Source organism: Mycobacterium sp., from assembly GCF_019243155.1.
In the GTDB taxonomy this organism is placed as follows: domain Bacteria; phylum Actinomycetota; class Actinomycetes; order Mycobacteriales; family Mycobacteriaceae; genus Mycobacterium.
In genome coordinates, this window is sequence record NZ_JAFAUS010000363.1 from 1 (window position 1) to 9,058 (window position 9,058).

Below are 9,058 nucleotides of genomic sequence, written 5' to 3' on the forward strand. Positions count from 1 at the left end.
GTAGTTGGTGGCGCTCAAAAATGCTTGGTAGACCGTGCCGCCGACGAATTGACCGACCGCGTCGTCGTTGGCCAGCAAGTCGTTGAGTGAATAAGGTTGGCGCTTGATCCAAAAGCGGTCCTGGCGTTGCACGCCGGTGCTGATCCGGTAGGGCGTCGACTCGCACGCACTGACGATCACTTTGTTGTTCTCAGCGGAGGCGACCGGACGTGCAGTATCGGTGAAGCGTCGGGTGAAGAAGTCGTTCCACGACTTGAAGCCCCAGTGCTCGTCCGCCGGATCGTGCACGAATTCCTCGATGCCCACCGCACGCTTCGCCGCCTCACACTTCCAGCCCGACGGGGAGTCGTTCAGCACGTAAAGCGAATCCGCGCTACTGAGGAATTCGCACCATGCGTTGAGAATCTTTCTCAGCATGGCGTTGATTCGCGGATCTCGATATGCGGCGAACCCGGCGGAGGTGCCCATGGTCCAGTCCAGGATCGCGTTGAGCGGCAAGGTTACCGCACCCTCGCCGAATTCGGGCGCCATGGTGAGCACCTCGTTGATCATGCGCAGCAGCTGCGGCACGTCGTGTAAGTGCCGTTTGAGATACGGCTTGCGTTCGGGCACCTGGGCAATCATCTCGTTGAGGTACAGCCGCACCACCGGGTCGGCGTCGATCAACTGCTGGAACTCGACGAGCACGGGATGCAGCTCGACGTCGTCGCCCCGGGACTCCGTCCGGTCACCGTGGCCCTCCAACCAGGCCTCAAGGTCTTCTTGGTCTGAGGGCAGCCAGCCGGCCAGCTGCGGCGCACTTCTACTTTCACTGCGGGGCGTCATAGTCAGCGAGATATCCGCCCCGCAGAAAACGAAACATGCGGTGCGCGGCACTAGCGCATCACCGAGACATAAACCACGCACACCCCAAACGGCGCGTCGTGTGCGTGGTCTATGTGTCGCGATACAGCTGGCGGCCGAGCGGCTACAGCCGCTCGATGATGGTGACGTTCGCCGTCCCGCCGCCCTCGCACATCGTCTGCAAGCCGTAGCGGCCCCCGATGCGCTCGAGCTCGTTGAGCATGGTGGTGAACAGCTTGGCTCCGGTGGCGCCCAGCGGGTGGCCTAGCGCGATCGCACCGCCGTTGGGGTTGACCTTCTCCGGGTCCGCCTTGATTTCCTTGAGCCAGGCTAAAACCACGGGTGCGAACGCTTCGTTGATCTCGACGGTGTCGATGTCCTCGATCGAGAGCCCGGTCTTCTCCAGCGCGTAGCGGGTCGCGGGGATCGGGCCGGTGAGCATGAAGACCGGGTCGGCCGCGCGAGCGCTGATGTGGTGGATGCGGGCCCGCGGGGTCAGGTTGTGATCCTTGACGGCCTGCTCGGAAGCCAGCAGCACGGCACTGGCGCCGTCGGAAATCTGACTGGCCATCGCGGCGGTCAGGCGACCACCCTCGACCAACGGCTTGAGGCCGGCCATCTTCTCCAGCGACGACTCACGCGGACCCTCGTCGACCCGGAACGGTCCGGATTCGGTTTCGACAGTGATGATTTCGTTGTCGAAGTGGCCGCCGCGGATCGCCGCGAATGCGCGCTCGTGGCTGGTCAGCGCGTACCGCTCCATCTCTTCGCGAGACAGGTTCCACTTCTCGGCGATCAACTCCGAACCACGGAACTGCGAGATCTCCTGATCGCCGTACCGGTGCAGCCATTGCTTGGACTCGTTGGTCGGCGAGGTGAACCCGAACTGCTCGCCGACGGTCATCGCCGACGAGATCGGGATCTGGCTCATGTTCTGGACGCCGCCGGCCACGATAAGGTCAGCGGTGCCGGCCATGATCGCTTGTGCGCCAAAGGAAACCGCCTGCTGGCTGGACCCGCACTGCCGGTCCACGGTGACACCGGGGACCTCTTCGGGGTAGCCGGCGGCCAGCCACGACAGCCGGGCGATGTTGCCGGCCTGGGCACCGATGGCGTCGACACAACCGGCGATCACGTCCTCCACGGCGGCGGGGTCGACGTCGACCCGGTCAAGTAATCCGCGCCAACCCAGGGCACCCAGGTCGACGGGGTGCACCCCGGCCAGCGATCCGTTGCGTTTGCCAACCGCGGTACGCACAGCGTCGATGACGTACGCCTCAGTCATTTGTGTCGCTCCTCCTCATCGCTTCGCTCTGCATCGTCGCCGACACGTGTCATAAGTTTTCAGACTCCTTCTTTGGTGATTCCGCCAAGGACGATGGCTAAGTACTGCTGGCCCACCTGCTCGGCCGTGAGCGGTCCGCCCGGTTGATACCAGCGCACCGACACCCAGGTGGTGTCGCGGATAAACCGGTAGACGAGGTCGACGTCGAGGTCGGGCCGGAAATAACCCTCGTCGACGCCCTGATTGAGCACCTCGACCCACATCTTGCGCTGCTGGCGGTTCATATCCTCGATGTAGGAGAACCGCGGTTGGGAGAGCAGCCGTTGGGCCTCATCCTGATAGATGACAACCTGCGCGTGCCGGTGCTCGATCGCATCGAACGACGCCATGAACAGTCCCTTGAGCCGTTCCAACGGGTTGGCCTCGCTGTCCACGATTTCGCGATAGCGCGCGAACAACCAGTCCAGAAAACTGCGCAGCAGCTCGTCGACAATCTCCTCCTTGGAGGAGAAATGGTGATACAGACTGCCCGACAGGATTCCGGCACCGTCGGCGATGTCTCGCACGGTGGTGGCGCGCAATCCGCGCTCGGCGAACATGGTCGCGGCGAGGTCTAACAACTCGTCGCGACGGCTGATTGCCTGACCGGGCACTCGGTCCACTCGACCAGAGTATCAACCAAGCGCTTGCTTGGCTAGTTGTGTCACGGATGCTGGCTGGATACGGAGATGACCTCGCCGGTGAGGTAGCTCGAGTAGTCACTGGCCAGAAACGCGATGGTGGCCGCGACTTCCCACGGCTCGGCGGCCCGCCCGAACGCCTCGCCCGCCGAAAGCCGGTCCAGCAGATCGGCCGACGACGTCTTCTCCAAGAACTTGTGTCGGGCGATGCTCGGTGAGACGGCGTTGATCCGAACTCCGTACTCGGCGGCTTCGATTGCGCTGCAACGGGTTAACGCCATCACCCCGGCCTTGGCGGCGGCGTAGTGCGACTGGGAGTGCTGCGCACGCCAGCCCAGCACGCTGGCGTTGTTCACGATCACGCCGCCGTGCTTGGCCTCGCGGAAGTAGCGCAGCGCCGCGCGGGTGGCCCGGAAAACCGAGTTCAGGGTCACGTTCAGGACGCGGTCCCATTCGTCGTCGGTCATGTCCACCACCGGGGTCTGGCCGCCCAGTCCGGCGTTGTTGACCAGGACGTCGATGCGGCCCATGCGGGCAGTGGTCGAGTCGATCAAGGCGTCGACCGCGGCGGTGGACGTCACGTCGCACACCACCTTCTCGACCCGGCCCAGTCCCAGCGCGGACAGTTCGTCGGCGGTCTCTCCCAGCCGTCGCTCGTGGTGATCGGAGACCACCACGTCGGCGCCCTCGGCAAGTGCCCGGCGCGCTGTTGCCGACCCGATGCCGGTGCCGGCGGCCGCGGTCACGACCACCACCCTGCCGTCCAGAAGCCCATGTCCAGCAATCTCTTTCGGCGCTTCGGACAAGCTCATCCTTTGACCTCTCGGGGCAGGCCGAGCACCCGCTCGGCGATGATGTTGCGCTGGATCTCGTTCGACCCGCCGTAGATGGTGTCGGCGCGGGTGAACAGGAACAGCCGCTGCCATTCGTCGAATTCGCCGTCCTTCATGGCCAATCCGGGCTTGCCGATCACGTCCATCGCCAACTCGCCCAGGCTGCGATGCCAGTTGGCCCACAACAACTTCGAGACGTTGTCCTGGCCGGGCTGCTCGACGTCCATGGTGGCGAGCGCGTACGAACGCATGGTCCGCAGACCGGTCCACGCGCGCGTCAGGCGCTCCCTGATGAACGGGTCCTCGGCGGCCCCATTGCGCTGCGCGAGCTCGGCCAGGTTGGAAAGCTCACGGGCGTAGACGATTTGCTGCCCTAGCGTGGACACGCCGCGCTCGAAGGTCAACGTTCCCATCGCGACCCGCCAGCCGTCGCCCGGCTGCCCGACCACCATGCCGGCGTCGGTGCGGGCATCGTCGAAGAATACCTCGTTGAACTCCGCGGTCCCGGTGATCTGCACGATCGGCCGGACCTCCACGCCCGGCTGGTCCAGCGGCACCAGCAGGTAGGACAACCCGGCATGCCGCTTGGAACCCTTCTCGGTGCGGGCGACCACGAAGCACCACTGCGACAAGTGGGCCAGCGACGTCCACACCTTCTGGCCGTTGATCACCCACTCGTCACCGTCGAGCTCGGCGGTGGTCGAGACGTTGGCGAGGTCACTGCCGGCGCCCGGCTCCGAATAGCCTTGGCACCAAAGCTCTGTGACGTCGAGGATCTTCGGCAGGAAGCGCTGCTGCTGCTCGGGTGTCCCGAATGCGATCAGCGTCGGACCGAGCAGCTCTTCGCCGAAGTGGTTGACCTTGTCCGGCGCGTCGGCCTTCGCGTACTCCTCGTAGAAGGCGACCCGGTGCGCAGTCGACAGGCCGCGGCCACCGTGTTCGACGGGCCATCCCAGACAGGTAAGGCCCGCGGCGGCGAGATGCTGATTCCATGCCCGGCGTTCCTCGAACGCCTCGTGCTCGCTCCCGGGTCCGCCGAGGCCCTTGAGCGCAGCGAATTCGCCGACCAGATTGTCGGCGAGCCAACCGCGGACCTCCGCCCGGAACTCCTCGACGTCCTGCATGTCTTGTAGGCTAACCTACCAAGCACTTGCTTTGTTAGGAGCGTCGCTGATGACCAACGATCCCCGCACCGTGCCTGCGGCGCTGGATCGTTTCGCGCAGCAGTTCCCCGACCATCCGGCGTTGATCACCGACGACCGCTCCTTCACGGCCGCCGCCCTGCGCGACGAAGTGCACCGGGCCACCGCCGCCCTGATCGGGCTCGGCGTGCAGCCGCGAGACCGGGTCGCGATCTGGTCGCCCAACACCTGGCACTGGGTGATCGCCTGCCTGGCGATCCACTACGCCGGCGCCGCCATGGTGCCGCTGAACACCCGCTACACCGCCGAAGAGGCCGCCGACGTCCTGGCCCGCACGGACACGCCGGTGCTGTTCGGCATGGGCCAATTCCTCGGCAACGATCGCGTTGCCGACCTGGACCGCGCCACGCTGCCCGCGCTGCGGCACATCGTGCGGATTCCGATCGACGCTGATGACGGAACCTGGGAGGAATTCATCGCGGGCGGCACAGATACCGATGCGGTGACCGCACGCGCCGCCGCCGTCGCGCCCGACGACGTCAGCGACATCCTGTTCACTTCCGGAACCACCGGGCGCAGCAAAGGGGTGCTGTGCGCGCACCGGCAGTCGCTGTCGGCGTCGGCATCGTGGGCCGCCAACGGCAAGATCACCAGCGACGACCGTTACCTCTGTATCAACCCGTTCTTCCACAACTTCGGTTACAAGGCAGGCATTTTGGCCTGCCTGCAGACCGGCGCGACGCTGATCCCGCACCTGACATTCGACCCGTTGCGCACGCTGCAAGCCATCGAGCAACACCGCATCACCGTGCTGCCCGGTCCGCCCACGATCTACCAGACACTGCTGGACCATCCCGCGCGCGGCGACTACGACCTCAGCTCACTGCGATTCGCGGTCACCGGGGCGGCCACCGTGCCGATCGTGTTGGTGGAGCGCATGCAAACCGAACTCGACATCGACATCGTGCTCACCGCCTACGGGCTGACCGAGGCCAACGGCATGGGCACCATGTGTCGCGCCGACGACGACGCGGTCACCGTCGCAACGACCTGCGGCCGCCCATTCGCCGACTTCGAATTGCGAATCGACGCAACGCCTGACGCCGAATCCGGAGAAGTGTTGCTGCGCGGACCCAACGTGATGCTCGGCTACCTCAACGACCCGGAGGCGACCGCCGCGACCATCGACGCCGACGGCTGGCTGCACACCGGCGACATCGGCGCGGTCGATGAGGCCGGCAACCTGCGAATCACCGACCGGCTCAAGGACATGTACATCTGCGGCGGTTTCAACGTCTACCCCGCCGAGGTCGAGCAGGTGCTGGCCCGGATGGCCGGGGTGGCCGACGCGGCCGTGATCGGCGTCCCCGACGAACGCCTCGGCGAGGTCGGTCGCGCCTTCGTTGTGCCCCGGTCCGGCGCCGAACTCGACGAGCAATCCGTGATCGCTTACACCCGTGAACATTTGGCGAACTTCAAAGCACCGCGGTCGGTGCGGTTCGTCGACGCGTTGCCGCGCAATGCCGGCGGCAAGGTGGCCAAACCACAACTGCGAGAGCAGGACTGAATGGATCTGGAACTAGACGAAGAAACCCGGGCCTTCCAGGCCGAGGTGCGGGAATTCCTGTCCGCCAACGCCGACGCGATCCCGACGAAGTCCTACGACAACGCCGAAGGCTTTGCACAGCACCGGCATTGGGACCGGGTGCTGTTCGACGCCGGCCTGTCGGTGATCAACTGGCCGAAGAAGTACGGCGGCCGCGAGGCGCCGCTGCTGCACTGGGTGGTCTACGAGGAGGAGTACTTCCGCGCCGGAGCACCGGGCCGGGCCAGCGCCAACGGCATCTCGATGCTGGCGCCGACCCTGTTCTCACACGGGACCGACGAGCAAATGGATCGGATCCTGCCGAAAATGGCTAGCGGGGAACAGATTTGGGCGCAGGCCTGGTCGGAGCCCGAGTCGGGCAGCGACCTCGCGTCGCTGCGGTCGACGGCGACCAAGACCGACGACGGATGGCTGCTCAACGGGCAGAAGATCTGGAGCTCACGGGCGCCGTTCGCCGAGATGGGTTTTGGGTTGTTCCGCTCCGACCCGACCGCCGAGCGCCACAACGGGTTGACGTATTTCATGTTCGACCTGAAGGCCAAGGGTGTCACGGTGCGACCGATCGTGCAGCTGGGCGGCGACACCGGATTCGGTGAGATCTTCCTCGACGACGTCTTCGTGCCCGACCACGACGTCATCGGCACGCCGCACGACGGTTGGCGGGCGGCCATGAGCACGTCGAGCAACGAGCGCGGCATGTCGCTGCGCAGCCCGGCGCGATTCCTGGCGACGGCCGAGCGGCTGGTGCAGCTCTGGAAGGACGCCGGCTCGCCCGCGTCATTCGCGGACCGGGTCGCCGACGGCTGGATCAAGGCGCAGGCCTACCGGCTGCAGACGTTCGGCACGGTGAGCAGGCTCGCCGCCGGCGGCGAACTGGGTGCCGAATCGTCGGTGACCAAAGTGTTCTGGTCCGATCTGGATGTGGAGTTGCATCAGACCGCGCTCGACATCCTCGCCGCCGACGGCGAACTGGCCGGGCGATGGAACGACGGCCTGCTGTTCGCACTGGGCGGCCCAATCTACGCCGGAACCAACGAGATTCAGCGCAACATCATCTCCGAGCGGCTACTGGGTCTGCCGCGCGAGAAGTCCGGGGGCAAGAAGTGAAATTTGCGCTAGACGAACAGCAGCGCGACTTCGCGGCCAGCATCGACGCGGCGCTCGCCGCGGCGGACCTGCCCGGCGCGGTGCGTGCGTGGTCCGCCGGCGACGTCGCCCCGGGCCGCAAGGTGTGGGAGCAGCTGTCCAACCTCGGCGTCACTGCGCTGAACGTGCAGGAGAAATTCGACGGTTTGGACGCCGATCCCGTTGACCTGGTGGTCGCACTCGAACGCCTGGGACACTGGTGCGTGCCGGGCCCGGTGGCCGAATCCATCGCTGTGGCACCGGTTTTGCTTGTCGACGATGAGCGCGGCGCGGGTCTGGCGTCCGGCGAGCTGATCGCCACCGTCGCACAGCCCCCGCACACCCCGCGCGCGGTCGACGCGGAAGCGGCCGGGCTGGTGCTACTCGTCACCGACGACGGTGTCACCGAGGGACGCGCCGGGACATGCCACGAGTCCGTCGATCCCAGTCGTCGGCTCTACGACGTGACCGCGGCAGGCGAGGCGTGGCAGGCAGATGTCAAGCGTGCCTTTGAATTCGGCGCACTGGCGACGGCGGCCCAGTTGGTCGGTACCGCCGAGGCGCTGCGGGACGCCGCCGTCGACTACGCCAAGCAGCGCAGTCAATTCGGCCGGGTGATCGGCTCGTACCAGGCGATCAAGCACAAACTCGCCGACGTGCACATCGCCATCGAGTTGGCCCGCCCACTGCTCTACGGCGCGGCCTTATCGCTGGAGCCGCGCGACGTCAGCGCGGCCAAGGCCGCCGCATCCGAGGCGGCGCTGCTGGCGGCGCGGTCGGCGCTGCAGACCCACGGCGCAATCGGGTTCACCCAAGAACACGATCTGTCGCTGCTGCTGTTGCGTGTGCAAGCGTTGCGGTCGGCCTGGGGCACTCCCGAGGCACACCGGCGGCGAGTACTGGAGGCCTTGTGAGTCGCGCCGGCGACGATGCAGAGCGCAGCGATGAGAAGGAGCGGCGCCATGACTGAAGAACGGGAGATGCTGCGGGAGACCGTCGCGGCCCTGGTGGCCAAGCACGCGAACCCGGGCGCCGTGCGCGCGGCGATGGAATCCGAGCGCGGCTACGACGAGTCGCTCTGGCATCTGCTGTGCGAGCAGGTCGGCGCCGCGGCGCTGGTGGTACCCGAAGAGCTGAGTGGCGCAGGCGGCGAACTGGCTGACGCCGCAACGGTTTTGCAGGAGCTAGGCCGCGCCCTCGTGCCCTCTCCGCTACTGGGGACCACGCTGGCCGAACTGGCGCTGCTGGCCGCACCGGAGCCGGACGCCGAGGCGCTGCAAGGGCTCGCCGAGGGGCGATCGATCGGTGCGCTGGTGCTCGACCCCGAGTACGTGGTCAACGGCGACATCGCCGACGTCATCCTCGCCGTCGAGGACGGCGAGCTGCGCAGGTGCACCCAGTTCACGGCGCAGCCCGTCACCACGATGGATCCCACCCGGCGATTGGCCCGGGTTCAGTCCGAGGCACACGAAGCGATCGGTCCCGACCCGGGCATCGCCGACAGCGCGGCCATCCTGCTGGCCGCCGAGCAGATCGGTGCCGCC

9 protein-coding genes are annotated in these 9,058 nt (G+C 66.4%); 4 read left to right on the plus strand and 5 right to left on the minus strand.

Features of this window, described 5'->3' with window-relative positions; translation table 11 throughout:
* From JOZ00_RS18745 to ipdE1, 5 genes are all read right to left on the minus strand, one after another.
* Positions 1-825 (minus strand): phophatidylserine decarboxylase associated domain-containing protein (locus tag JOZ00_RS18745; RefSeq protein WP_293346266.1); only part of this gene is annotated, 825 nt, incomplete at its 3' end.
* 142 nt (positions 826-967) lie between these two features.
* Complete coding sequence (fadA6, locus tag JOZ00_RS18750; RefSeq protein ID WP_293346268.1) at positions 968-2,128, minus strand: steroid 3-ketoacyl-CoA thiolase FadA6; 1,161 nt, start codon at positions 2,126-2,128, stop codon at positions 968-970.
* Between the two features lie 59 nt (positions 2,129-2,187).
* Positions 2,188-2,790, minus strand: a complete 603-nt coding sequence (gene kstR2, locus JOZ00_RS18755) for a TetR family transcriptional regulator KstR2 (protein ID WP_293346270.1) — start codon at positions 2,788-2,790, stop codon at positions 2,188-2,190.
* 41 nt (positions 2,791-2,831) lie between these two features.
* Positions 2,832-3,620, minus strand: a complete 789-nt coding sequence (ipdF, locus tag JOZ00_RS18760) for a (5R,7aS)-5-hydroxy-7a-methyl-1-oxo-2,3,5,6,7,7a-hexahydro-1H-indene-carboxyl-CoA reductase (RefSeq protein ID WP_293346272.1) — start codon at positions 3,618-3,620, stop codon at positions 2,832-2,834.
* Positions 3,617-4,765: an acyl-CoA dehydrogenase IpdE1 gene (gene ipdE1, locus JOZ00_RS18765; RefSeq protein WP_293346274.1), complete on the minus strand. Its 1,149-nt coding sequence runs from the start codon at positions 4,763-4,765 to the stop codon at positions 3,617-3,619. Before ipdE1 ends, ipdF begins: the two co-directional genes overlap by 4 nt.
* A gap of 49 nt (positions 4,766-4,814) precedes the next feature.
* Between ipdE1 and fadD3 the strand changes: the two genes are divergently transcribed.
* The 4 genes from fadD3 to JOZ00_RS18785 all read left to right on the plus strand — a co-directional run.
* Positions 4,815-6,350: a 3-((3aS,4S,7aS)-7a-methyl-1,5-dioxo-octahydro-1H-inden-4-yl)propanoate--CoA ligase FadD3 gene (gene fadD3 / locus JOZ00_RS18770; protein ID WP_293346276.1), complete on the plus strand. Its 1,536-nt coding sequence runs from the start codon at positions 4,815-4,817 to the stop codon at positions 6,348-6,350.
* Complete coding sequence (locus JOZ00_RS18775; RefSeq protein WP_293346278.1) at positions 6,351-7,496, plus strand: acyl-CoA dehydrogenase family protein; 1,146 nt, start codon at positions 6,351-6,353, stop codon at positions 7,494-7,496.
* On the plus strand, positions 7,493-8,428 hold the full coding sequence (locus tag JOZ00_RS18780; RefSeq protein WP_293346280.1) for an acyl-CoA dehydrogenase: 936 nt from the start codon (positions 7,493-7,495) through the stop codon (positions 8,426-8,428). Before JOZ00_RS18775 ends, JOZ00_RS18780 begins: the two co-directional genes overlap by 4 nt.
* A 48-nt stretch (positions 8,429-8,476) precedes the next feature.
* Positions 8,477-9,058 (plus strand): acyl-CoA dehydrogenase family protein (locus JOZ00_RS18785; protein ID WP_293346282.1); only part of this gene is annotated, 582 nt, incomplete at its 3' end.